This is a genomic window from Aeromonas sp. 601027 (assembly GCF_049174455.1).
Lineage (GTDB): Bacteria > Pseudomonadota > Gammaproteobacteria > Enterobacterales > Aeromonadaceae > Aeromonas > Aeromonas veronii_A.
Window position 1 is genome coordinate 36,265 of record NZ_JAAKTN010000004.1, and the last position, 24,551, is coordinate 60,815.

General features: G+C 58.4%; 22 protein-coding genes and 1 riboswitch. Of the genes, 12 read left to right on the top strand and 10 right to left on the bottom strand.

The window, feature by feature from the left end:
• Nucleotides 1-14: 14 nt before the first annotated feature.
• The 7 genes from thiS to G5193_RS06890 all read right to left on the bottom strand — a co-directional run bounded on the left by thiS (nt 15) and on the right by G5193_RS06890 (nt 7,970).
• Nucleotides 15-221, bottom strand: a complete 207-nt coding sequence (gene thiS / locus G5193_RS06860; protein WP_167573687.1) for a sulfur carrier protein ThiS — start codon at nt 219-221, stop codon at nt 15-17.
• Nucleotides 218-994, bottom strand: coding sequence for a HesA/MoeB/ThiF family protein (locus tag G5193_RS06865; protein ID WP_421205545.1), 777 nt, complete (start codon nt 992-994; stop codon nt 218-220). Before G5193_RS06865 ends, thiS begins: the two co-directional genes overlap by 4 nt.
• Nucleotides 984-2,600 (bottom strand): thiamine phosphate synthase, encoded by a 1,617-nt coding sequence (thiE, locus tag G5193_RS06870; protein ID WP_421205547.1) that lies wholly within the window; start codon nt 2,598-2,600, stop codon nt 984-986. The genes G5193_RS06865 and thiE overlap by 11 nt, the downstream gene beginning before the upstream one ends.
• Nucleotides 2,597-4,588: a phosphomethylpyrimidine synthase ThiC gene (gene thiC / locus G5193_RS06875; RefSeq protein ID WP_421205548.1), complete on the bottom strand. Its 1,992-nt coding sequence runs from the start codon at nt 4,586-4,588 to the stop codon at nt 2,597-2,599. Before thiC ends, thiE begins: the two co-directional genes overlap by 4 nt.
• A 279-nt stretch (nt 4,589-4,867) precedes the next feature.
• Nucleotides 4,868-4,980, bottom strand: a riboswitch (TPP riboswitch).
• 271 nt (nt 4,981-5,251) lie between these two features.
• Nucleotides 5,252-6,715, bottom strand: coding sequence for an aerolysin AerA (gene aerA / locus G5193_RS06880; RefSeq protein WP_421205753.1), 1,464 nt, complete (start codon nt 6,713-6,715; stop codon nt 5,252-5,254).
• 260 nt (nt 6,716-6,975) lie between these two features.
• Entirely contained in the window at nt 6,976-7,461 is a 486-nt protein-coding gene (locus tag G5193_RS06885; RefSeq protein ID WP_376889940.1) for a hypothetical protein, read from the bottom strand.
• 86 nt (nt 7,462-7,547) lie between these two features.
• Nucleotides 7,548-7,970 (bottom strand): hypothetical protein, encoded by a 423-nt coding sequence (locus tag G5193_RS06890; protein ID WP_005340092.1) that lies wholly within the window; start codon nt 7,968-7,970, stop codon nt 7,548-7,550.
• Between the two features lie 88 nt (nt 7,971-8,058).
• Between G5193_RS06890 and G5193_RS06895 the strand changes: the two genes are divergently transcribed.
• Both G5193_RS06895 and G5193_RS06900 read left to right on the top strand, forming a co-directional pair.
• Nucleotides 8,059-8,727, top strand: coding sequence for a response regulator transcription factor (locus tag G5193_RS06895; protein WP_005340090.1), 669 nt, complete (start codon nt 8,059-8,061; stop codon nt 8,725-8,727).
• The gene (locus G5193_RS06900; RefSeq protein WP_167565606.1) at nt 8,724-9,968 is read left to right on the top strand and encodes a sensor histidine kinase; all 1,245 of its coding nucleotides are present in this window, start codon (nt 8,724-8,726) and stop codon (nt 9,966-9,968) included. Before G5193_RS06895 ends, G5193_RS06900 begins: the two co-directional genes overlap by 4 nt.
• A gap of 95 nt (nt 9,969-10,063) precedes the next feature.
• Here G5193_RS06900 and rimK read toward each other — a convergent pair whose 3' ends face one another.
• Together rimK and metH are read right to left on the bottom strand one after the other, a co-directional pair.
• On the bottom strand, nt 10,064-10,960 hold the full coding sequence (gene rimK / locus G5193_RS06905; RefSeq protein WP_421205551.1) for a 30S ribosomal protein S6--L-glutamate ligase: 897 nt from the start codon (nt 10,958-10,960) through the stop codon (nt 10,064-10,066).
• 231 nt (nt 10,961-11,191) lie between these two features.
• The gene (metH, locus tag G5193_RS06910; protein WP_421205755.1) at nt 11,192-14,887 is read right to left on the bottom strand and encodes a methionine synthase; all 3,696 of its coding nucleotides are present in this window, start codon (nt 14,885-14,887) and stop codon (nt 11,192-11,194) included.
• A 216-nt stretch (nt 14,888-15,103) separates the two neighbouring features.
• Between metH and G5193_RS06915 the strand changes: the two genes are divergently transcribed.
• The 9 genes from G5193_RS06915 to G5193_RS06955 all read left to right on the top strand — a co-directional run bounded on the left by G5193_RS06915 (nt 15,104) and on the right by G5193_RS06955 (nt 22,002).
• Entirely contained in the window at nt 15,104-16,381 is a 1,278-nt protein-coding gene (locus tag G5193_RS06915; RefSeq protein WP_019446508.1) for a cation:proton antiporter, read from the top strand.
• Between the two features lie 506 nt (nt 16,382-16,887).
• Nucleotides 16,888-17,064 carry a hypothetical protein gene (locus G5193_RS06920; protein ID WP_118854342.1) on the top strand — a complete coding sequence of 59 codons (177 nt, stop codon included), beginning with the start codon at nt 16,888-16,890 and terminating at the stop codon, nt 17,062-17,064.
• 154 nt (nt 17,065-17,218) lie between these two features.
• Nucleotides 17,219-18,454, top strand: a complete 1,236-nt coding sequence (locus G5193_RS06925) for a tyrosine-type recombinase/integrase (RefSeq protein WP_421205552.1) — start codon at nt 17,219-17,221, stop codon at nt 18,452-18,454.
• Between the two features lie 2 nt (nt 18,455-18,456).
• A complete protein-coding gene (locus G5193_RS06930; RefSeq protein ID WP_421205553.1) occupies nt 18,457-19,491 on the top strand; it encodes a hypothetical protein in 1,035 nt (344 codons plus the stop codon).
• 113 nt (nt 19,492-19,604) lie between these two features.
• Nucleotides 19,605-19,790: a helix-turn-helix transcriptional regulator gene (locus G5193_RS06935; protein ID WP_421205554.1), complete on the top strand. Its 186-nt coding sequence runs from the start codon at nt 19,605-19,607 to the stop codon at nt 19,788-19,790.
• Nucleotides 19,790-20,014, top strand: a complete 225-nt coding sequence (locus G5193_RS06940; RefSeq protein WP_016349205.1) for a helix-turn-helix transcriptional regulator — start codon at nt 19,790-19,792, stop codon at nt 20,012-20,014. Before G5193_RS06935 ends, G5193_RS06940 begins: the two co-directional genes overlap by 1 nt.
• Nucleotides 20,015-20,185: 171 nt before the next feature.
• The gene (locus tag G5193_RS06945) at nt 20,186-20,761 is read left to right on the top strand and encodes a YagK/YfjJ domain-containing protein (protein ID WP_421205556.1); all 576 of its coding nucleotides are present in this window, start codon (nt 20,186-20,188) and stop codon (nt 20,759-20,761) included.
• Between the two features lie 3 nt (nt 20,762-20,764).
• Entirely contained in the window at nt 20,765-21,268 is a 504-nt protein-coding gene (locus G5193_RS06950) for a hypothetical protein (protein ID WP_421205558.1), read from the top strand.
• A gap of 614 nt (nt 21,269-21,882) precedes the next feature.
• Nucleotides 21,883-22,002, top strand: coding sequence for a 50S ribosome-binding protein YggL (locus G5193_RS06955; RefSeq protein ID WP_421205560.1), 120 nt, complete (start codon nt 21,883-21,885; stop codon nt 22,000-22,002).
• A 290-nt stretch (nt 22,003-22,292) separates the two neighbouring features.
• On the opposite strand, the gene G5193_RS06960 is transcribed toward G5193_RS06955, so the two are convergent.
• Nucleotides 22,293-22,904, bottom strand: coding sequence for a fimbrial protein (locus G5193_RS06960; RefSeq protein ID WP_421205561.1), 612 nt, complete (start codon nt 22,902-22,904; stop codon nt 22,293-22,295).
• 326 nt (nt 22,905-23,230) lie between these two features.
• Between G5193_RS06960 and G5193_RS06965 the strand changes: the two genes are divergently transcribed.
• Nucleotides 23,231-24,274: an OmpA family protein gene (locus G5193_RS06965; RefSeq protein ID WP_421205563.1), complete on the top strand. Its 1,044-nt coding sequence runs from the start codon at nt 23,231-23,233 to the stop codon at nt 24,272-24,274.
• Nucleotides 24,275-24,551 lie beyond the last annotated feature (277 nt).

Sequence of the window (24,551 nt, forward strand, 5' to 3'; positions counted from 1 at the left end):
GTGAGCATCATGGGTCAGCCTCCCGCAATGGCGGTGAAGAGGTGAATTTCATCCCCGTCATTAAGACGGGTCTCGGCCCAGCGGCCACGGGGCAGCACGGCGCCGTTAAGGGCCACCGCCACCCCTTGGGGATTAACCCCCTGTGCAGCCAGCAGGTCGGCCACGCTCTGCCCTGCCGCCAGCGGTTGGGCTTTATCGTTGAGTCGGATGGTGAGGGTCATGGGGTGATCTCCTTATCGTGTGTCGGGCATCGGCGCTGTCCGCAGACCGGGCAATCGGGATCGGGAGCCAGAGTGAGGGTCTGCCACTGATGGGTCAAAGCATCGAAGCGGCGCAATGTGCCAGCGACCGGGCTCGGCATCCCGAGCAGCAGTTTCAATGCCTCTAGCGCCTGCAAAGAGCCCATCACTCCGACCAGCGGGCCGGTGACGCCGCTGGTCTCGCAGCTCTGGGCGAGCTTGGTATCCAGCGGATAGAGGCAGGCGTAGCAGGCGTGATCGCTGCTGGTGCGCGCCATCAGCTGCCCCTGCCAGCCCACCGCGGCGGCGGAGAGCCAGGGCTTGCCCTGAGCCACGCAGGCGACGTTGATGGCCTGGCGGGTGGCGAGGTTGTCACAGCAGTCGATCACCAGATCAACCTCGGCCACAAACTCCGGCAGGCTGGCGGCATCGAGCCGCTGGTTGATGGCAATCAGCTCCACCAGCGGGTTGTGGGCGGCCAAGCGCTCGCGGGCCAGCTCCGCCTTGGAGTGGTTGACCGCCTCACTATCGAACAGGATCTGGCGCGGCAAGTTGCTGGAATCCACCGTATCACCATCGGCCAACCACAAGGTACCCACCCCGGCCCCCGCCAGATAGAGGGCGAGCGGTGAGCCAAGCCCGCCCAAGCCCACGATCAGCACGGATTTATCCTTGAGCCGTGCCTGCCCTTCTTCACCCACTTCCGCCAGCATCAGCTGGCGGCCGTATCTGAGGTATTCCGCATCAGAGAGCATGTTCCACCTCCTGCATGTCGGTCATGAGCTGCGCCGAGCGCGGCTCATCCCCTGCCCCCACGGCAGCAAGCAGCCGCTCGGTCGCCCCCTGCCAGTCGTCACTGGCGGTGATGGCCGAGACCAGCGCGATACTGCCGACTCCGCTTGCCTTGACCGCCGCCACCCGCTCCTCGCTGATGCCGCCGATGGCCACCGTCGGCCACTCCGCCATCAGGGCGCGGTAGCGATGCAGCCGCACCAGCCCCTGCGGGCGTGAGGGCATCGCCTTGGTGTTGGTCGGGAAGATATGGCCCAGCGCGATATAGGAGGGGGCCAGCTCGCGGGCCCGCATCAACTCGAAGTAGCCGTGGGTGGAGATGCCAAGGCGCAGCCCGGCCGCCTGAATGGCGGCGAGATCGGCGGTTTCCATATCCTCCTGCCCCAGATGCACGCCCCAGGCGCCCGCCTCGATGGCCTGCTGCCAGTAGTCGTTGATAAAGAGCCGCGCCCCATGGCGGCGACCAAGCTCAACCGCATCGCGAATGGCCGGTGCTACCTGAGCGGCGGGCAGATTCTTGATCCGCAGCTGGATGGTCTTGACCCCCTGCCCCAGCAGGCGGCGCAGCCACTTGACCGAATCGACCACCGGATAGAGACCGAGGTTGTGTTCGGTCGGCGCGAAGGGGCCCTGCGGCAGGCGGGCACTGCTTGTCTCATAAAGTCCGAAGCGGCGATCGAGGGTTGACCCCGCCAATACGGCGCGGGGGAAGTGAGCCAGATCGGCGGGCCAACCGAGATGGGCGATGGGGCCGGGGCCCGCGCCCACTCCTTGCGCCGCCGCCAAGCCCTGTTGCAGGTAGGCACGAGCGAGGGTGATGGCATCCTCTACCGGATAATCCTGCGCCACCACGGCGGCGATGGCGCTGGCGTAGCAGCAGCCGGTGCCGTGGCCGTGGCGGGTATCGAGGCGCGGCGCTGCCAGCCAGAATTCGCGGGTCTCATCCTGGTAGTAGTCCAGACACAGCTCGCCGCTCCACTCCAGATGGCCGCCCTTGACCAGCACGGCGCGAGCGCCGAGTTCACGCAGGCGGCGGGCGGCAAGGCGCACCAGTTCGGGGCTGCTGACCGGCAGTCCGGTCAGGGCTTCCAGCTCGGGGCCGTTGGGGGTAATAAGCGACAGACGTGGCAGCAGCTGTTCGCGCACCGCCTCCAGCATATTGGGCTCCGCCATCGGGGTGCCGGTGCTGGCGATGGCCACCGGGTCGTAGACCACGAAGGGTGCCTCGATAGTTGCCAGTCGGCGAGCCAACACCTCGACGTGGAGCCGGGTCGGCAGCAGACCGATCTTGATGGCGGCGGGCGGCAGATCGACGCCGAGGGCATCGATCTGGGCGGTGAAGGTCTGCATCAGCACGGGGTCAACCATCTTCACCGCCACCGAGTTCTGGGCGGTGATGGCGGAGATAACCGAGCAACCGTGCACGCCAAGGTCGTGCAATGTGTGCAAGTCGGCCTGAATACCTGCACCGCCGCCGGAGTCTGAACCGGCGATGGTCCAGACAACTGGGCGAGAGTCCGTCACGGGCGACAGATCGGCGGGGCTGACAGCCCCGCTTGCGCTGCTCACGCCTCCTCCCCTGCGGCCTGTTTCAGCGCCGCTGCCTGATGATAGATCTCGCCGCCGGTCTCCTTGAAAGTCTCAGCCATGCGGGCCATGCCGCTCTCCACCTGAGCCACTACCTGCTCCTGCTGGCCATCCATGCCGACCAGCTTGATCTCCACAGCCTCCAGCTTTGCTGCGTAGTCACGCACATCCTGAGTGATCTTCATGGAGCAGAACTTGGGCCCGCACATGGAGCAGAAGTGGGCCACCTTGCCGGACTCCTGCGGCAGGGTCTCGTCGTGGTAGGCACGGGCGGTGTCGGGATCCAGCGCCAAGTTGAACTGATCCTCCCAGCGGAACTCGAAACGCGCCTTGGACATGGCGTTGTCGCGGATCTGGGCACCCGGATGCCCCTTGGCCAGATCGGCGGCGTGGGCGGCGATCTTGTAGGTAATCAGCCCCTGCTTCACATCCTCCTTGTTGGGCAGCCCCAGATGCTCCTTGGGGGTGACGTAGCAGAGCATGGCGCAGCCGTACCAGCCGATCAGCGCGGCGCCAATGCCGGAGGTGAAGTGATCGTAACCCGGTGCGATATCGGTGGTGAGCGGGCCGAGCGTATAGAAAGGCGCCTCGTGGCAGTGCTCCAGTTGCTCGGTCATGTTGCGCTCGATCATGTGCATCGGCACATGACCCGGCCCCTCGATCATCACCTGCACGTCGTATTCCCACGCGATCTTGGTCAGCTCGCCCAGAGTGCGCAGCTCGGCGAACTGGGCCTCATCGTTGGCGTCATAGACGGAGCCCGGGCGCAGACCGTCACCAAGGGACAGGGCCACGTCATAGGCGGCGCAGATCTCGCAGATTTCGCGGAAGTGCTGGTAGAGGAAGTTCTCCTTGTGGTGGGAGAGGCACCACTTGGCCATGATGCTGCCGCCGCGCGACACGATACCGGTGAGGCGCTTGGCGGTCATCGGCACAAAGCGCAGCAAGACGCCGGCGTGGATGGTGAAGTAGTCCACCCCCTGCTCGGCCTGCTCCAGCAGGGTGTCGCGGAACAGCTCCCAGGTGAGCTCTTCGGCGATGCCGTTGGTCTTCTCCAGCGCCTGATAGATGGGCACGGTGCCGATGGGCACCGGGCTGTTGCGCAGGATCCACTCGCGGGTCTCGTGGATATAGCGACCGGTGGAGAGATCCATCACTGTGTCGGCGCCCCAGCGGGTGGACCAGACCAGCTTCTCTACCTCCTCTTCGATGCTGGAGGTGACCGCCGAGTTGCCGATGTTGGCGTTGATCTTCACCAGAAAATTGCGGCCGATGATCATCGGCTCCGCTTCCGGGTGGTTGATGTTGCTGGGGATGATGGCGCGGCCGGCGGCCACCTCATCGCGCACGAATTCAGGGGTGATGTTCTGGGGCAGACGGGCACCGAAATCGCGGCCCGGATGCTGGGTGCGCAGGAGCTCGGAGCGCACCCGCTCGCGCCCCATGTTCTCGCGAATGGCGATAAATTCCATCTCGGGGGTGACGATGCCGGCACGGGCGTAGTGGAGCTGGGTGACCCGGCGACCCAGCTTGGCACGGCGCGGTTTCGGCAGATGCTCGAAGCGCAGATGATCCAGCCCCTCGTCGGCCAGCCGCTCCTGAGTGAAGGTGGAGCTGAGCCCCGGCAGTTCGTCGGTGTCATCGCGCTCCAGCACCCAGTTTTCCCGCAGGCGCGGCAGGCCGCGGCGCACGTCGATGGCGACCCCCTCCTCCCCGTAACGGCCCGAGGTGTCATAGACCGGCACCGGCTCGTTGGGCTCGAACCGGGGGTCTTCTTTGGTGCCGCCGACGAAGGTGTCGGCCAGCTGGATCTCCCGCAGCGGGACACGAATATCGGGGCGGGAGCCTTCGATAAAAATGCGACGGGAGTTGGGATGAGCCATCCCTTTGAGGCTGTCGATAAAGGCCTGAGCGCTGGAGCGCTGCTCGCGGCGGCTGGATTTGGCGGTATCAGATACAGAAGTAGACATAGCAAAACTCACATTAACTGGTTGAAGTTATGGGTGTTTGCTTGTCTGGAGTTCGAGGAGAAGATGAACTTGCGGCGGGGTGTTTATCTCGGGAGGGAGTGCGCGCGGGATAGATCTCCGCGCTGCTGTTCTGCCGCTTCCCGCTCTCTGCACGCTGTGGGCAAGGCGCCCCACGTGCTGGACAACCGGACGGGACAGACTCCCTCCTGTGCGCCCTGACCCATCAGGGTTACCCCTTCGATGAGCGGAAGAGGCTTGTTCCTCCTCCGGCGCGGTAACCCGCAAGTTACCCTTGTTCCCTTCGCAGGTTTTAACCTGATCAGGTTCCACGGATCCCGAATTAACGGTCTCAGCTTCGCGTCGTTCGACGGTCAGCACTCCGACAAGATGGCGCCAGTATAAGGGGGAAAATTTAAAGCACAAGCCGTTAACAATCTGGCCAACACGCCTCTTTCAACAAATGAGTGAACGATGCCTCGCTCACGGGGCCACCCCAAACAGAGGTCAAACCTGCGTTGGCATCACCTTGGCAAGCCATAGCTTCCCGCTGTGATCATTCAGGTACAGGAGGACAAAAAGAGGGAAAATCGAGGGGCGCAGGGCAAGTACAGCGTCTTGCGCAGAACAGAAACAGGCCCCTATGAAAGGGGCCTGAGAGGGAGGTTATTGAACCGGCACTATGGTCAGGGATACATTGCCAAACCCTTCGTTGGCAAGGGCCTCGCTGTCCAGATCCACACCGGTAAGCGCCACCTCATCGGCAGAGGCACTGCGCAGCTGGGCAGCCTTCGCGGAACGGGTCTGGGGCTGACCGATTTCGATATCGCCGGCAAACTGGCTCTCGGCATAGAAGTCACCGGTCACTGCCGAACGGATCGGGCGCAGCACACGACCCAGGTTATTCTGCATGGTCGACAAACCATACTCGCTGATGGTCCAGTTCCAGTCCCACCACTTCACTTCACCCGGGATATAACGCTTGTCCCACTGATAGCGGATGCTGCTCGCCTTGTCGCGGAACGGGCCGACGGCAAAGGTGTGCTCCCAGGTCGGACGATTCTCCGGATGGGTATACCAGGCATTGCCGCCCCAACGCAGGAAGCCCTTCATGGTCAGGTCATAATTGACCTCGGCCTTGAACTCGTAGGGGTAGGAGATGTTGGACTTGTAGAGGGCAACCCGCACCGGCAGGCTGGAGTGAGGCGGCACCGTGGGGCGCGCTTCAACCGAGACGGTCTCGGTGGTCGAGCCCCCGTGTTGGGAAGCCCAGCTCTGGCTCGCCGCAATCTCGATGGCAAGCTCGGTCTCACCCACCAGCGGCCACTGGAACTTGTTCTTGGTGGTCACCTTCTCGCTCAGACTGTAGGTGTCGGTCTTCGACCAGTTGGTGGCCTTGTCGTACTTCAGGGTCACCACCACCTGCTGGGGCAGGTCGGTGTAGTTGGTCGCATTGGCCGTGATGGTCTTGACCAGCTGCTTGCCGCTCTCGGTGACCTGACCATGGCTGAAGGAGTCGGGTTCCAGGGTATATGAGAAGTTGCTTACCTTGATGGAACTCTTCTCCCCGCAACGATATCCGGAGCAGCCGCCGTCATTATTTCCCTTTATCAACCAGCCATCACCAACCCGGGTAACATCCATATCTTCCCCGACATAAGGGCTATGATTCCCACCCACCCAGGCGTATCCCAAATAATGGGCGAGATAACTGACTGGCTTGATAAAATAATCATTATCATGGACAAGCCGCCATTGCACATCGACCTCATCACCCGCTGGAATATTCCAGTCAGAGAGTGTCGGTATTTCTCCGGAAACCGGTGAGTTGGGATAACACCAGGTTTCTCCGGCAGTGCCCTGTTTGATTTCGCCATTATATCCCGGCCCCATAATCACCCAGCGATCCGCCAGCCCGGTGATCTGCCACTGCCCCATGCGGCTGACCAGATTACCCTTGATACTCATGGCTTCATCGCGGGTCAGAGGACGGTAACCACTGGCACAGACGCCCGTGCCAAGACCCGCCCACTTGACCTGATCAGGGTAGACAGGTTCAGCCGCCTGCACCTGAGCGAGCATCAATGAAGACGCAAAAAACGCCAGATTGGCGGTAATTATTCTATTCATCATTTATCCCTCTTTCAGACATGCGATAATTGTTATTGTGTAGAAATATCCTTTTTCATTTGACAGGTATGGACTCCGACAAAACCTGACACAAATAAAATAAACCACCAAAAAACATCCATGACAAACAAAATAATGGTGATACAGGAAAATAATTAGAGCGATGACTTTATTGAGGAATAAATCATAAATATTGTGACAGTCATTATTTAATGGCTGCCACAATATGGTGAAACCATATTAAATAAGAAGATGCTGAATTACTCTTCCGGATTGATCACTTCAATTCCCTGCAATATTCCATCCGCCGAACGGATCAATACCAGCTCGCTCCCGGCATGCAGATCGGCGGCCGAGCCGTTGACCCAGCGCACCTGCGGATTGAGTCGCACAGTGCCCAGGGTGGCCAGCGTGAGCTGCCGGTCATCGAAGGATTGCAGGCGATCTTGCGCCCGCAGCCAGGGCTGATTGGCCAGCGGGGCTCTGGCGGCCAACAGCTCAATCCGGGTGGCAACGCCATTAGCCACCAGCAGGGCGAGCTGGTCGCCGGGTTTGAGTGGCTGCGGCCAAATATCCCCCTGCCGCCAAACAGCGGCACTGCCCTGCTCCACCTCGGCCCCCTGAAATTGCAGGCGGATGCCGTCGCTGTGCTCCAGCTCCACCAGCCACAATTCGTTGGCTCCCGCCTGCGCCGCCCAGAGCGGTACACCCAGCATCCATGCACACCACTTTCTCGATTGTTCCATCTTCGTTCGTCCCTGAACAAAAAGCCCATGCTGGACAAGCATGGGCTTCATTCGGGAGCATTTCTAATCGGAACGCAGAGATCGGATCAGTCATCCTCGCGGCAGCGGCTCAGGCGCATGCCGTCAAACTTGCACTCCAGCTCAAGCCAGCGCCCTTCAAACGGCGCCAGACTGTTATCCGAAGTGGTGTAGCCCCAGATCCGCCCCCCTTCGACTGGCCCCTCCAGATCCATCTCGTCCTTGTCATCTTCGTCGAGGGCTTCGACCTTGCGCACATAGCGCACGCCGTTCTCCACCACCCCCTTCATCTCGACCCAGGTACCGCCGAGATCATCCTCGTTGAGCCAATCCTTGAAGCGGGTCTGGTCGTCGATCACGAACGGCATGCCGTTGACCATCAACTGGCCAAGCTGCCAGGTGGTGCGGCCGGTCAGTTTGAATTCGGTCGCCTGTGCGGTGCCAAGTGGCAACAAGATCAACAGCAGGAGGGCGCAGAGAGACTTCTTCATCAGGGATCCTCGGGGTTACACTGGCAAACAGGATGCCGAATCCGGTGTGAAAAGAGCGTGAAACGCTCGCCAACCAGGAGAGCAAAGCATGAAGATTTTGGTAGTGGAAGACAATCCTCAGGTGGCGGAAACCATCATGGATTATCTGGAGCTGGCCGGTCACCGCCTCGATTGTGCCTATCACGGTCAGGCGGCGCTGCAACTGCTGGAGGAGCAGCGTTTTGACGTCATCATCATGGACGTGATGATGCCACGCCTCGATGGGCTCAGCACAGTGGCGCGCCTGCGCGAGCAGGGGATTGCCACTCCCGTGCTGTTTCTCACCGCCCGCGACAGCCTGGAGGACAAGCTGGCAGGCTTCAAGGCGGGAGGGGATGACTATCTGGTCAAGCCGTTCGCCATGGAGGAGCTGGAGGTGCGGCTGCAAGCCCTCAGCCTGCGCGGCCCGCGCGGCGATGTGGGGGCCATCAGCTTTGGCGATCTGACCGTCGATGTCGCCAGCGGCCGCGCCACCCGCGCCGGTGAGCCCCTCAAGCTCGGCAAGATCCCGTTCCGGATCCTCGCCCTGCTGGCCCGCCGCGCCCCCGCCATCGTCAGCCGTCAGGAGGTGCTCGACACCGTCTGGGGGGATGAGGAGCCCGACTCCGATGCCCTGCGCAGCCATATCTACGCCCTGCGCAACGCGCTCGACAAACCCTTCCCCACTCCCATGCTGGAGACCCTGCACGGCCAGGGCTACCGACTGGTGAGCGCATGAGCCTGCCGAGCCTGCGCCGCCGCCTGATCATGGCACTCGGCGGCGCCGGGGTGGTGCTGCTGATCCTGCTCTCCGGCCTGATGCTGGTGGCCGAGGACAAGATGGAAGAGCTGAGCCTGCGCCACTGGCTGGAAGCCGAAGTGACCCGCTACAGCGATGACTGGCTGCGACTCGGCCCGGCCGCCGCAGCCCCGAGCCCCAGACAGTTCTCCAGCTACTGGACCGAGGCGGGCCGCCTGCCGAAATGGCTGAAGCCCTACCAGACCCCCGGCTTTTTCGAACATCAGCTGGGCAAGGAGGACAAACACTTTCTGGTGGCCCGTCACCCCTCCGGCGAGGGACTGCTCTATCTGGTGTTCAACGACGACGCCGATGACTACCTCGACCCCTACGAAGACAAGCTGCATCTGGCGACCCGGCTGATCGGGCTGGCGCTGCTGCTCGCCTGCCTCGGCTTCGGCATCTGGCTGGTACGCCATATCACAGGGCCGCTGCAACGGCTGCAACAGAGGGTCGCCCACCTCACCCCGGATCAGGCTGATTTCGAGCCCGACGCCCCCTGGCAGGAGCTGCGGGATATCGAGCTGGCGCTGCTGGCCGGCAAACAGGAGGTGAGCGCAGTGTTCGCCCGCGAGCAGGAGTTCAGCCGTTTCGCCAGCCACGAGCTGCGCACCCCCAACATGGTGATCCAGGGCTCGGCGGCCCTGCTCGGCAAGGTGACGGACTTGCCCGCACCGGCCGCCCGCGCCACCACCCGCATCCGCGCCGCCGCCGACGAGATGGCGCTGCTCACCGAGACCTTCCTGCTGCTGGGCCGCAAGGAGGCAGTGGAGCGACCGCTGCAACAGGTCACCCCGCTGATCCGTCAGGAGCTGGCCCGCCTCGCTCCGCTGTTGCAGCGGGAGGCCCTCGATATCCGGCTGAACCTGGACGAGAGCAGCGAAGTAAACGCCCCCCTCTCCCTGCTCGCCATCGCCCTCGGCAACCTGCTGAAAAATGCCCTGAGCTATGCCGAGGGACATATCGACATCGAGCTGTGTGGCCCGGTGCTCACCATCAGCAACCCGACGGCGGCGGCGCCGGATCAGATCCTCGGCTACGGCTGTGGCCTCACCATCATTCAGCGCATCTGCGAGAAGCTGGGCTGGCAGATCGACACCCGGCTCGAGGATGGCGTATTCAGCGCAAGGCTGGCGATGATCACTGCCGAACAGTTCCCTCTCCCTTTGGGAGAGGGTTAGGGTGAGGGCGCAGTGGCACCGCCAACCCACCAGCCAGATAGCAACAAGGCGCCCGAGGGCGCCCTGTTTCTATCTGATGGATGCAAGCGTTAGGCTCACTCCGCCGGTTTATTCTTGCGGCTCGCCTTGAGTTCGAGGAACTCGATGATCTTGCCGGCCACATCCTTGCTGGAGGCGGCTTCCACCCCTTGCAGGCCGGGGGAGGAGTTGACCTCCAGCACCAGCGGGCCACGGGCGCTGCGCAGGATATCGACCCCCGCTACATCCAGCCCCATGATCTTGGCGGCCTGCACCGCGGTTGCGCGCTCTTCCGGAGTGATCTTGATCGCCTCGGCGGTGCCGCCACGGTGCAGGTTGGAGCGAAACTCCCCCGGCTGGGCCTGGCGGCGCATGGCGGCAACCACCTTGCCGTTGACCACCAGACAGCGGATATCGGCGCCATTGGCCTCGCGGATATACTCCTGCACCAGAATGTTGTTGTTGGTCTGGATAAAGGCCTCGATCACGCTCTCGGCGGCCTTCTGGGTCTCGCAGAGCACCACGCCAATCCCCTGGGTTCCCTCCAGCAGTTTCACCACCAGCGGCGCCCCGCCCACCATGGTGATGAGGTCGGGCACGTCGTGGGTGCTGTGGGCATAGCCGGTGATGGGCAGGCCGATACCGTGGCGGGAGAGCAGCTGCATCGCCCGCAGCTTGTCGCGGGAACGGCTGATGGCCACCGAGCTGTTGAGGGCCATGGTGTTCATCATCTCGAACTGACGCAGCACGGCGGTGCCGTAGGCGGTAATGCTGGCCCCGATCCGCGGGATCACGGCGTCATAACTTCCCAGCTCCCCACCCTCGTAGTGAATGGAAGGGTTGTGGGAAGCGATATTCATATAGCAGCGCAGGGTGTCGAGCACCTCTACCTGATGACCGCGCGCCTGTGCCACCTCGACCAGACGGCGGGTGGAGTAGTTTTTCGGCTCACGGGATAAAATGGCGATCTTCATGACAATTCCGCTAGAAGGCTGTGCCTGGGCAGGATGGGGCGGGAGAGTATAAGGTGCCACAGCGCCAAGACAACGCCAATTGTTTATCCTGACAACAAGACAAACCACGCCAAACCGCACTCTACCCTGTCACTGTGACCAACAGGTTAAACGGCGGCTCTGCGCAGGTTGTTCAACCCGTGCAAGGATGCCGCCGTTTCTCGTTAAAAATCAACCGATGTCACGCGGGAGTCAGTTCAGGTTTGGCCCCAACCAGCGCTCGGCCTCTGCCAGCGTCATCCCCTTGCGGGCGGCGTAATCTTCCACCTGATCTTGCTGGATCTGCGCCACTGCGAAGTATTTGCTCTCGGGATGAGAGAAGTACCAGCCGGACACCGCCGCCCCCGGCCACATGGCGTAGGATTCGGTGAGCTGCATGCCAATGGCCTGCTCGACATCCAGCAACTCCCAGATGCTCCCCTTCTCGGTGTGCTCCGGGCAGGCCGGATAACCGGGGGCCGGGCGGATACCCTGATAGTTCTCGCGGATCAGCTCCTCGTTGCTGAGGGCCTCGTCGGGAGCATAACCCCAATGTACCTTGCGCACCTGCTCGTGCAGATACTCGGCAAAGGCTTCGGCGAGACGGTCGCACACCGCCTGAATAAGGATGGCGTTGTAGTCATCGTGCTGTGCCTTGTAGGCCTTGGCGATGGCCTCCTCACCGATACCGCCGGTCACCGCGAAGGCACCGATCCAGTCGGGTTTGCCGCTCTCTTTCGGCGCCACATAGTCCGCCAGACAGTAGTTGGGGAAGCCCTGCTTCTCGCTCTGCTGGCGCAGGTGGTGCAGCACCTTGATGACCTCGGTGCGCGACTCGTCGCTGTAGACCTCGATGCTGTCCCCCACCGCGTTGGCCGGGAACAGACCGATCACCCCGGCGCAGCGCACGCTCTGATCCTTTTCCAGCTGATCCAGCATGGCGTTGGCATCGGCAAACAGCTTGGTCGCCTCCTCGCCGATGATCTCGTCCTCGAGGATACGCGGATACTTGCCCGCCAGCTCCCAGCTGAGGAAGAACGGCGTCCAGTCGATGTAGGGGCGCAACACCGAAATGGCCACATCTTCGAACTTCTGCACCCCGAGCTCGCGGGGCTTGGGCGGCTGGTAGCCAACCCAGTCCAGCTGGTGCCGGTTGGCGCGGGCATGAGCCAGACTGACCGGACGGGAGCGCGGCTGCTTGCGGGCATGCTGATCCCGGGCGATCTCGTACTCCTTGTCGATGCGGGCGACAAACGCCTCCTTGAGATCCGGACTGAGCAGGCTCTGGGCCACCCCTACCGCGCGGGAGGCGTTGGAGACATAGACCACGGGCTCCGAGTAGTTCTGTTCGATCTTCACCGCGGTGTGCGCCTTGGAGGTGGTGGCACCGCCGATCAGCAGCGGCAGCTTGAAACCCTGACGCTCCATCTCCTTGGCCACGTGCACCATCTCGTCCAGCGACGGGGTGATGAGACCCGACAACCCGATGATATCGGCGCCGACCTCACGCGCCGTCTTGAGAATCGTCTCGCAGGAGACCATGACCCCGAGGTCGACAATCTCGAAGTTGTTGCACTGCAGCACCACCCCGACGATGTTCTTGCCGATGTCGTGCACGTCCCCCTTCACGGTGGCCAGCACGATTTTGCCGTTGCTGGAGCCGCCCGACTTTTCCGCCTCGATATAGGGCTGCAGATAGGCAACCGCCCGCTTCATCACCCGCGCCGATTTCACCACCTGCGGCAGAAACATCTTGCCCGCGCCGAACAGGTCGCCGACCACGTTCATACCATCCATCAACGGCCCTTCGATGACGTGCAGCGGCTTCTCGGCACCAGCGCGTGCCTCTTCGGTATCCTCTTCGATAAAGTCGGTGATCCCCTTGACCAGTGCGTGCTCCAGCCGCTTGCCCACCGGCCAGCTGCGCCACTCCTGATCCCGCGGATCCTCAGCCTGGGCACCGGCTCCGCGATACTTCTCGGCGATGGCCAGCAGCTCTTCGGTGGCATTGTCATTGAGGTTGAGCACCACCGCCTCGACCTTCTCTTTCAGCTCCGCCGGAATGTCTTCATAGATGGCGAGCTGACCGGCGTTGACGATCCCCATGTCCATGCCGTTCTTGATGGCGTGGTAGAGGAAGACGGCGTGAATCGCTTCCCGCACCGGCTCGTTGCCGCGAAACGAAAACGAGACATTGGAGACGCCGCCGGAGATCATGGCGTGAGGCAGGTGCGTCTTGATGTCCTTCACCGCCTCGATGAAGTCCACCGCGTAGTTGTTGTGCTCGTCGATGCCGGTCGCTACCGCGAAGATATTGGGGTCGAAGATGATGTCTTCCGGCGGGAAACCGACCTGATCCACCAGGATCCGGTAGGCACGCTGGCAGATCTCGAACTTGCGGGCGCGGGTGTCGGCCTGACCCGCTTCATCGAACGCCATCACGATGACGGCGGCGCCGTAGCGGCGCAGCAATCTGGCCTGCTGGATGAACTTCTCCTCCCCCTCTTTCATGGAGATGGAGTTGACCACCGGCTTGCCCTGCACGCACTTGAGGCCCGCCTCCAGCACCTCCCACTTGGAGGAGTCGATCATCACAGGCACCCGGGCGATATCGGGCTCACCGGCGATGAGGTTGAGGAAGCGCACCATGGCCGCTTCGGCGTCCAGCATCCCCTCATCCATGTTGATGTCGATGATCTGGGCACCGTTCTCCACCTGCTGCTTGGCAACGTCGAGCGCCTCGTCGTACAGCCCCTCCTTGATCAGCCGTTTGAACTTGGCCGAACCGGTGACGTTGGTGCGCTCCCCCACGTTCACGAACATGGATTCAGGGGTAATGATCAGCGGCTCAAGACCCGACAGGCGGCAGGCCACCGGCAGCTCGGGCAGCACACGCGGCTTGATGCCCGCCACGGCGTCGGCCATGGCGCGGATATGAGTCGGGGTGGTGCCGCAGCAACCGCCGACCAGGTTGAGAAAGCCGCTTTGGGCCCACTCGCGGATATGCGCCGCCATCTCGACGGCATCGAGATCGTACTCGCCAAACGCATTGGGCAGACCGGCGTTGGGGTGGGCGCTGACGCAGGATTCGCTGATGCGAGACAGCTCCTCCACATACTGGCGAAGCTCATCGGGCCCCAACGCACAGTTGAGGCCGAACGAGACCGGTTTGACGTGGCGCAGCGAGTGGTAGAAGGCTTCGGTGGTCTGGCCGGAGAGGGTACGGCCGGAGGCATCGGTAATGGTGCCGGAGATCATCACCGGCAGGCTGTAGCCCAGCGCCTCGAACACCCCTTCCACCGCGAAGGCGGCCGCCTTGGCGTTGAGGGTATCGAAGATGGTTTCGATCAGGATGATGTCAGCGCCGCCCTCGATCAGGGCATGGGTCGATTCGGTGTAGGCGGCCACCAGCTGGTCATAGGTGACGTTACGCTTGCCGGGATCGTTCACATCCGGCGAGATGGAGGCGGTACGGTTGGTGGGGCCCAACACCCCTGCCACGAAACGCGGCTTGGCGGGATCTTTTGCCGTCCACTCGTCTGCCACGGCGCGGGCCAGACGGGCGGCTTCACGGTTGATCTCGGCCGAGAACTCTTCCATCTCGTAATCGGCCATGGCGATGCGAGTGGCGTTGAAGGTGTTGGTCTCGAGAATGTCGGCCCCGGCAGCGCAATACTGCTCGTGGATCTCGCGGATCACCGCCGGACGGGTCAGCACCAGCAGATCGTTGTTGCCCTTGATGTCGGTATGCCAGTCGGCAAACCGCTCACCCCGATAATCCGCCTCACCGAGTTTGTAGCCCTGGATCATGGTGCCCATGGCCCCGTCGATGATCAGGATCCGCTCCCTGAGGCAGGCTTCCAGCTTCTTTGTTACGTCCGACTGCTTGCTCAGCTCTCTGCTCGACATTACGTTCGACACCGCGTGTTCCTCTTACATCCATGCAACTGCGTAAACAGCATCCTAACAGCAAACAAATAAAATGGAAATCTAGCCGTCTATCAGTCCAAATGCGCCACCATATACTCATTTATGGGTAATGAGTAACATAGGGCCCGAGAGTAACCTATGCCCGTCCTGCATAGGGATACGTGCTTGCTGTCTACCAACGAGAAAAAAATAACTATGAGCGTCTACTACACACTCTGTTTTCTGGCAGCGTTGGCGATTTTTATCGCCTTTGCCAACCAGTATGTTGTGAAGATCCAGACCACCATCGCCATTACTGCGGGCTCCATGCTGATCTCCGCACTGCTGGTGCTGTTTGGCAAACTGGGCTGGTTCAACCTGGAACCTCTTGCCGTCAAGACCATGGAGAGCATCGACTTCCAGAACTTCCTGCTGAAGGGGATTCTGGGCTTCCTGCTGTTCGCCGGTGGCCTCGGCATCAACCTCAAGGCGCTGCGTAGCCAGAAGTGGGAGATCACCATTCTGGCCATCATTGCCACCCTGCTCTCCACCTTCCTCATCGGCTACGGCTTCTGGTTTATCGCCAAGCTGCTGGGCTGGGAGTTGCCGCTGGTCTACTGCATGCTGTTCGGCGCGCTGATCTCCCCCACTGACCCGATTGCCGTACTGGCCATCGTCAAGAAGATGAAAGCGCCACCCCAGATCGCCATCCAGATCGAAGGGGAATCCCTGTTCAACGACGGTGTTGGCCTCGTCATCTTCGCTACCGTGTTTGCCGTCGCCTTTGGCGGTGTCGAGCCCACCTTCGGTAGCGTGGCCGGTCTGTTCCTGCACGAAGCCCTCGGTGGCATCCTGTTTGGCGCCGTGCTGGGCCTCATCGCCCACGTGATGATCAGCGCCACCGACGATGGTTCATTGGAGCTGCTGCTGACCCTCTGTATCCCGACCGCCGGCTTTGCCTTTGCCAACATGATCGGCGTCTCCGGCGCACTGGCCATGGTGGTCACCGGCATCATGATCGGCAACTGGACCCGTCACTCCGGCTTCTCCGAGCAGAGCAGCCATCACCTGGATCATTTCTGGGAGTTGATGGACCAGTTCCTCAACGCCCTGCTGTTCCTGCTGATCGGTCTGGCGCTGGTACTGCTGGATCTCGCCTGGCGTGACTGGATCCTGCTGGTCATTGCGGTACCGCTCTGCCTGGGTGCCCGCTTTATCAGCGTGTCGCTGCCCTATGTGGCTTTCCGCCGATTCCGCAATTACAACACCTTCTCGGTACGGATCCTCACTTGGGGTGGCCTGCGCGGTGGTCTGGCCATGGCGATGGCGCTGGCACTCCCCTCCGGCGTCATGATGATCCCGGAACATGGCGTCGACCTGCGGGAGGTCATCCTGGTGATGACCTACTCGGTGGTGATGTTCTCCATCGTGGTGCAAGGCATGACCATCACCCCGATGATCACGGCCGCCAAGAAGGCCTGTGGCGACTACTGAGTCGGCCCACTGTGCTGGTTGCAGAATGAGAGAGGGCTCCCGTCGGGAGCCCTCTTTTTATGGCGGATAGATGCGAATATTTGCTGCTCATAGCCCCTTGATTACACAGAGGAAAAGCGTACTGACTTCAACATTGGCAAATTATTGTTTGCTTTTTATTCATTTCGAGGAGAGAATGCGCGCCGGCTAGTTAATCAGCCCTGTTTATGTTTATCCTGCAATGCTTCACCTCACGATGAATCCTGCCAGTACCCGCATAACCTTCTTCTGATTTACTCGCCTTGAGAACCGTCAGGCTGTCTGCCTGCGTTGCCCGGCTCTCACGGTGCAGACCCGATCTGCCCACCCAATTTGATTTATGCATCAGCATATTCCTTGAAAGTGCAGACGCCCTTTAACCGGGCTGGGTATTCCTGCGCGCTTGTCGTTCACCCAATCGACCGCGCCCATTGACCTGACATTTGCCAATACAAGGAGCAAACACCTAATTTATATAGAGAAATACCATGATGAAAGCAGTACAAACACACAAGCCCCTGCGTCGCAGCAAGCCCATCAACCTGCCTGTGCAAGAGCACGACAATGATGCGTTTCTGATCCAGTTCAGCACCCGCTTCAGCGGCGGTTTCGCCATCTCCTGTGATGGTATCGCTGGCGAGTTCTCCATCGAAGAACTCAACTGACGTTTCGTTACGTCCAATTAAAACCCGCCTTGCCTACAAAAGCCCCATGATATATAAGGCCCACTGAGAATTCATGTCCCATCAGGTGATGGGAGGTGATACCAGTTAGGGATACATATGTGGGGTTTTTTATGGGGTTTTGTGGGGGTATAAAATGGCATTAGTGGTCACTGCACTCAGGAAAATGCTTGGCACCCCCCACGGCGGCAAGAAGCCCATCCGTAAAGTGGATCGCGGCGATGGACTGAATGCCTTCTGGCATCCAAGCGGGTCAGTCAGCTTTGTTTTCCGCTATCGCTTTAATGGGAAAAATCTGGAAGTGACCTTGGGGAAGTTCACCAACAACAGCGCAGGGATCGATATTGAAGAAGCCCGCAGGAAAACCGAGCAATGTAAAGGATGGCTAGCGGCCGGCCACAATCCAGCGTTGATGCTCAAACTGGCCAAAGAAGAACGACTGAAACCAGTCACGGTAGAAGATGCGATTTGTTATTGGCTGGATAACTACGCAGCTAAAAACAGAAAGAATGCCCCAAAGATCCGGCAACAATTCCAAAAATGGATCTTTCCCAAGATAGGCTATCTCCCACTCATCGATTGTGAGACCAGACACTGGCTGGTGGCTTTTGATGAATGCAACAAGCAGGTACCTGTTACCGCTGGCATGCTCTTCCAGATCTCCAAACAGGCGCTGAAGTATTGCCGTGTTCGATGCTATGCCGTCTCGAATGTACTCAATGACCTGACTATTGCAGATGTAGGTAAACGGGGTGGAAAAAGGGATCGCGTTCTGAGTCTTGCAGAAATCCACGCTCTGATGGAATGGATCCAAAGCCCCTCCTCCAACACCTACTATCGTGCACTATCTCTCTTGCTACTATCTTTCGGAGCAAGAACACGTGAAGTGCGGGAATCCCATATAACAGAGTGGGATCTAGCCGCAGGGATATGGACCGTTCCTATCGAACATTCAAAAACGGACCACAAAATTGTCCGCGCCATACCTGAGCGACTCAAACCGATGCTCGCCGAACTTATCGCAACCGCAAAAAAGAACAAAACGCCCTATCTTCTCGGCCAGCTCAAGAAAGTGAGCACGGTGGCGACCTACGGCCACAAGTTGTCAGTAAGACTTGGACATAGCCCTTTCTGGACCTTCCACGATTTACGACGCTCTCTTGCAACCCATCTCACAGCTGCTGGGATCGCCCCACATGTGATCGAAATCATTGCCGGCCATAGTCTAAAGGGAGTCATGAGTCATTATATTCACGACCACCGGCTATCAGAACAAAAAGCCACCCTCGAGTTATGGCAGTCAATAATCTGGAACTCCACAGCCAGCAGCAATATCATCCACTTAAATAAGGCTGCATGGCGACATCAATAACTATGAAGAGATGCAATTTACCGGACACCGACTACCTCAAGATTACCAAGGCAGCCAGCGAACTGGGTTGCAAGGTAGAAGACATAATCCATTGGGCAGCCAATCAGAAGACCACGCTCTATTTGATGCTAGAAGAGTCAGAATGTGCCGTCATCGTACGCAACCTGGACCCAGCACAGCCAAATGATGCCTTCGACAAGCAGATGGGAGCTCAGGACCGGTTGGTCAATGCGACGCTGAAGATCACTCAGGGTGAATTTGGGCTGGCACGACTCCACTTTAATGATGTGCGTCCAAGCAAACTGTTTGGTGGCGTCCCCATGTTCTACCGCTTCAGTTACGGCGGGGTTACCTATCCATTAACCTTGATGGCCAAGGCTTCCGGACTCTGGACTGTGGGCCACAGCTTTGCCAAGCAGTTGGAAACTCACGGGATGGTGGAGTTCCGCTCCTTCTTTGTGACACACGGTTATCTGCTCACCCTCAACAATCCCATTGATGGCTTTCAGGTCTCCATTGTGCCAGTTACCTCTGCCAAAAACCCCGAGGTGCCAGATTGCCGTGTATTTCCCGAGCACTTGTGGTTGACTCATGAGAGCGTGAAGCAACTATTCAGCAACACGGCCCGGCATTCATCTCGTTCGGGGATTACAGCCCTCAACAAACACCCCAGATATTCCCCCAAAAAACATGCAATGCTCATCTTCCTGACGGAATTGCTGGTGGAGCATGATGACGTGCTGGCAACCATCGCCGTTGATCGGGATACCTTCACATCCTCTCACTATCACCAACTGGTCATCGAGCTGCGTCACGCTCTACAGTGTCCTGATAAGGAGTTGGTCAAGCAGCTTATCAAACGGTGTGCGCACACCTCGGCAGGCTTTCTCTTTCTGGCTAACAGGCCGTTTGAAGAGTGGTCGAATACCGCGATTGCAGAAGCGATTCAAACGCTGATGTGCTCAAGGCCACGAGATCAAATACAGAGCCAGTTGGCCAATGTCGACAAAAACACCATCCGAGATTGGTTAAATTAACGACCATCACGGTGAGTTAACCTAACTCACCGTGATTTAGCCTTTACTCACCTCACATCTCAAAATAATTCCGAGAAGATGCACTCATCAAATCCAATGAGACGAGGTGAACCATGAATTCTCAAAAAATACTTTCCATTACAACAGTTTGCGACCTTGTCGGACGCAATCGCCGCACTCTGTGGGCATGGGTTCGTGACGGGGTTTTTCCCGAACCCATCAAGATCCATGGCAAAACAGTCGGCTGGCCAGAGTCGGTATACCAACAATGGCTCGCAGAATTGATGGAGAGCAAGTGATGGCCAAATCACCCTTCAGCTATCGTTCGTTGGCGGCGGCAGACAGCGGAACGCTGCAACCCATTCTCAAACACAAAGACCTGCAGCGAGTGCTGGGGTGCTCCAGAACGACGATCTACCGGTGGCTCGCTTTGGCCAAGCTCCCGGCACCGCTCAAACATAGCAACGGACGGATCATGGGGTGGACAAGGCAGCAAATTGAAGCGCTGTTAACAGTGGATTGAAGAATAAATGGGGGCAGCAGCCTCCTTTATTTGGCACCGAATGTAACAAACTGGCACATCATCCCCGATTTTCTCCAAGGCCTAGTCTCTGCTTGCAAAGCGCCCCGTCCACGATCGGCGGGGGGTTAACTGCACCCAGCCGCCATCACTGCTTCAGGATATTGATAATATATGCCCGGTATTCATCACGATTCTTCTTTGACTCTTCCCCTGAACTATGAGTATCAAGGCCATGCTTGGGCGGTCATGAACAACATACGTATCAGGCGGGACATCATGGATGGCATCTTCCGATTACTGGAAAGATTCTTTAGCAAGACCAGCAAGTTACTTGCCATCCGCCTGGAGCTTAAAATGCAACAGGGCACAGACAACAATCAACCCATCAGTCGTTTCTGCAGACAGTTCAAATCAACACTGATCCAGCACTACGGCCCCTGTTATCACGGTTACATCTGGGTCAGAGAGAAAGCCAAATCCGCAGCCCAACACTACCACTTGGCCCTGTTTTTGGACGGACAAAAGGTCAAGCACTCTGACAATGTCTACCGGTTAGCCAAAGCAGAATGGACATATGGCTACCTAGCCCTACCGATGAATCCCTTTTACTTCGTCCACCGTGATCGCCTGGATGAACATAGATTGCTTGTCTACCGCTTAAGCTATTTGGCCAAAACCAAAGACAAGGGAAAGCGGCCACCAGCGGTCAAGGACTACCAAATCAGTCGCAGTATCAGGAAGCAATGAACGATGAAAAGCCGAATTTATGCTCCGAGAATCCCAACCCGCATTAGGAAACCGAGCGAAATGGGGTTCTATGAACGCAAGGTGTTCTGGCGTCATCATCAGGAGAACTTTGCCAATCTGGTGCTGCTTCAAGGTATCAGCATCAAGTTCTACGCAGAGCTATACAAACTTGATTTGAGACTCGTCTATGTAAAGTTTCGGGATCTGGGCAGTGCGGAGCTAAGGCGACGCTTCTGGGAACGTCATCGTCAACAATACCAATCTGAGCAGGCTGAAAACGGCCTGTCGGTAGAGGCCTATATACAAACGCATAAGCTGCATCATAAGACAGCAAGACTGGAACTGAAGCGACGGTCCATGAGTGAAAAGTGGGAGACCCACTGTAGACGCTACGCTCTGCAGTCGAAACATCGAGATATCACCATTGCCCAGTATGCGAGGGAAAACAATCTGAATCCCTCGACAGCACGGCGTTACATACGAAAAGCCATCACATCTAATAGATAAAAAGCACCATAGGTATTTGGTCCCCCCCCCCCCCTAGGATGCCCATCAATGGCAGGGATCGGTTACCATAAACGCAAAGTCTAAAAACACATGTAAAAAATTACCAAAAACAATAAACTTAAATAAAATCAGTAACATATTAATATTGAAAGTGATCATCGCAACTTACTGAACATGCAGACCAGAGGTAAAGTGATCCTCCGTCATCAGTGCGTAAACCTTAGACTTGCTGGTGGCTGGGTACTGACAGGGCTCGCTTGGCGTTTACAATCATCGCTGCAGCCATTGCAGGCAGCAACACAGACATCAGGTACACGGAGGCCTGTGCGTTGTGCGCTGGTGACTGAGTCGATATATTTGGGAGAGTCAAGAGAGGCGCTTGACCTTTCTGTTGCTTGGCATGGTGGATCGAGCTGCACTAGTTTGTGAGCATGAGTCCTGCAATCCCTCTTAATTCCACGAATTATCAGACCTTATCCCTTCAACGGCCTAAATCCTGGGCATGGTGGCAAGACGCGACCTGGACCGAATGTGTGCTTCGACGGCCTATGCTGGCACCACCTCGGAGGCCTCACCCCAACTGATGGGCCACCAACACGATTCAGAGGTTCAACATGACATTTCAACCCTCAGAACTGAATAAAAAACGCTCCCGCCGCTTGCGCAAAAAACTGCATCTCGATGAATTTCAGGAGTTGGGTTTACACCTGACCTTTACCATAGATCGAGCGTAAGTCGACTTCGAAGAGGCACTGGATCGATGGCTGGACTATATCGAACTACAAGGTTGGAGCTTTGGCGGGGTTGGTGCTTTGGCGGGGGGGAGCCGACGCTGAGCTCAGCGGTCACCTGTGCCAAGCAGCTAACGACTCATTGACCTCTCAAGATCGGGAAGCAATTGCCAACTGGTTGACCGTACAGCCATGGGTGACTGGCCATCGGCTAGCACCACTGAGCGATGCCAGGTATGGCCCCTGGGAGGGGTGAGCGGGCTGCCCATGGGCAGCCCGCTCAGGATCATGACTTACTGATAGCTCATGACAAAGTCTGCCGCGGCATCGAACTCACCCGGGACGGGTGGGTTGCTACCATCTGCAGCCACCGTGCTCACGACCTTGGCGCCAAATTTGAGGTGGTTATCACCATTGACCAGACTGGACACCTTGGTTGGCGTACCCAACACAATCTCTTCCCCTGACTGCTTGTTGACCAGAGCAATCGCACCACCAGACCCCCCACCGTTCAATGCCAGCGCATGCTTGGTATCGTCGGATGGAATCCCGGAGAAGGTCACTGTCGCACTGGCTGCGGTGGCAAAATCACAGGCTTCCAGGTGGATTTCGAACGGCCGCAGCGGAGTTGAACCCTGCTTTTTCAGTAGCGAGTTGGCGATCTCCCCCATCTGTACTGTCTGATCCACACTCTCGGGCGCAATGGAGCAGGGGGCATCGATAATGGCACCCACAAACTTGATGGTGCCATGACCCTGATCCTGAGGAGAAGACGCAGCTGGACTGGATGGACCCAAATCACTCCAACCGCCATCATCGTCTGCACAGGCAAGTGCAGCATACCCTCCCGATACCATTGCCACAGTCAAGGCAGTGACCAAACGCAAGCCTGATATTTTTTTCATACAATCAACCTCTATTTGTCCAATGATCGAGCGTTGATCATATAAAGAATGAAAGACACTCTCCAATTATGAAAAATTACCTTTAAACTCAGCCATTAACCATGATTTATCGAACCGGAACGGCCATCACCCTGTCGTTATTTAGAAATAACAAATATTAATTTTAAATAATTTGACTCCTCCACCTCACAGGCTACTGTTTCACCCCGCGATTATCAAATCTGCACCGTCCTGATTCAATGTGAATTATGAGCGCTGCCTTGATCGTCGGCATTTGCTTGCAACAAAGCAATAAAACGAGAAATTAAAATATGAGGATGTCATCTATGTTATTTGGACAAAAGAAGCTTGCCCTTGTCGTGAGCTGTCTGATGCTGGGTCTTGGTACCGGTTCTGCCAACGCCACCGAAAACGGTGACTCGGCTGATCTCTATTTTGGTGCCGGTGCCGGCTTCACCCACTTTCAGGGTCTGAACAAGATTGGCGGTGTCGAAAACGGCACCGAAGATGCCGCCGCTACCAACGCCTTTGCGGGTTACAACCTTAACGACTATCTGGGGGCCGAACTGGGCTACATCTACGCCGGGCGTGGCAACACCGATGGCAACCGCTTTGAAAATCAGGGGGGAACCCTCTCCCTGATCGGCCGTGTTCCCCTGGCTGGCGACCTTAGTCTGTTCGGTGAGGCAGGTGGTTACTGGGCCCACACCGACGGACTGGGCACCAAGGATACCAAGGTCTCCTCCCTGTTTGGCGCCGGCCTGACCTATCAACTGACCGATGCGCTGGATCTGCAGGCCCGCTGGCGTTACATCGCTGATGTGGCAGACCTGCACAGCAGTGACTACCACACCAGCACCAAACCCAACCAGAACATGACCACGCTGGAGCTGGTCTACCACCCCTTCCGCTCCAGCTATGTCGAGCCGGTCGCGGTAGAGCGCCCCATTCCGGCGCCGGAACCCGTCATGGTCGACAAGACCTTCGAACTGAGCTCTGACGTGCTGTTTGCCTTTGGCAAGGCAGACCTGAAGGAAGAGGGCTTGCAGACCCTGGACAAGCTATACCAGGACCTGGCCAACGCCCGCCCCAAAGAAGGTGAAGCCATCGTGATCGGCTATACCGACCGCATCGGCTCGGCCAAGGTGAACCAGCGCCTCTCCGAGGCCCGCGCCCGGGCAGTGGCTGATTTCCTGGTCTCCCAAGGGCTGCCGGCCAGCAAAATCCGGGTTGAGGGACGTGGTGCGGATGACTCGCTCACCGGCACTCAGTGCGATGGCATCAAATCCAAAGCAAAACGCATTCAATGCCTGGCACCGGACCGTCGGGTAGAAGTACGACTGACCGGGATCAAGTCAGTACAAGCGTGATGATATCAAGGAAGCTATATCGGGCAGGGATGCCCACCTATTTCCAATATCAGCCCTGCTATATCTCCCCATGATATTTCAGTGTCGCTTATCGTTAATCACTCATGGTCTATCAGCGCGATCTGCTCACTCCCAATAATCCCTCCGCCCTTTTTCCGGCGATATCAACCCGGGCTCCCCACCCATTATCTGCGTCACGCTTTGCCTGACTGTTCTAAAAACCACCAGCAATGGCCTGCCAGACCCGATTTCAGGCGACCCAAGACCTGATGAAAGT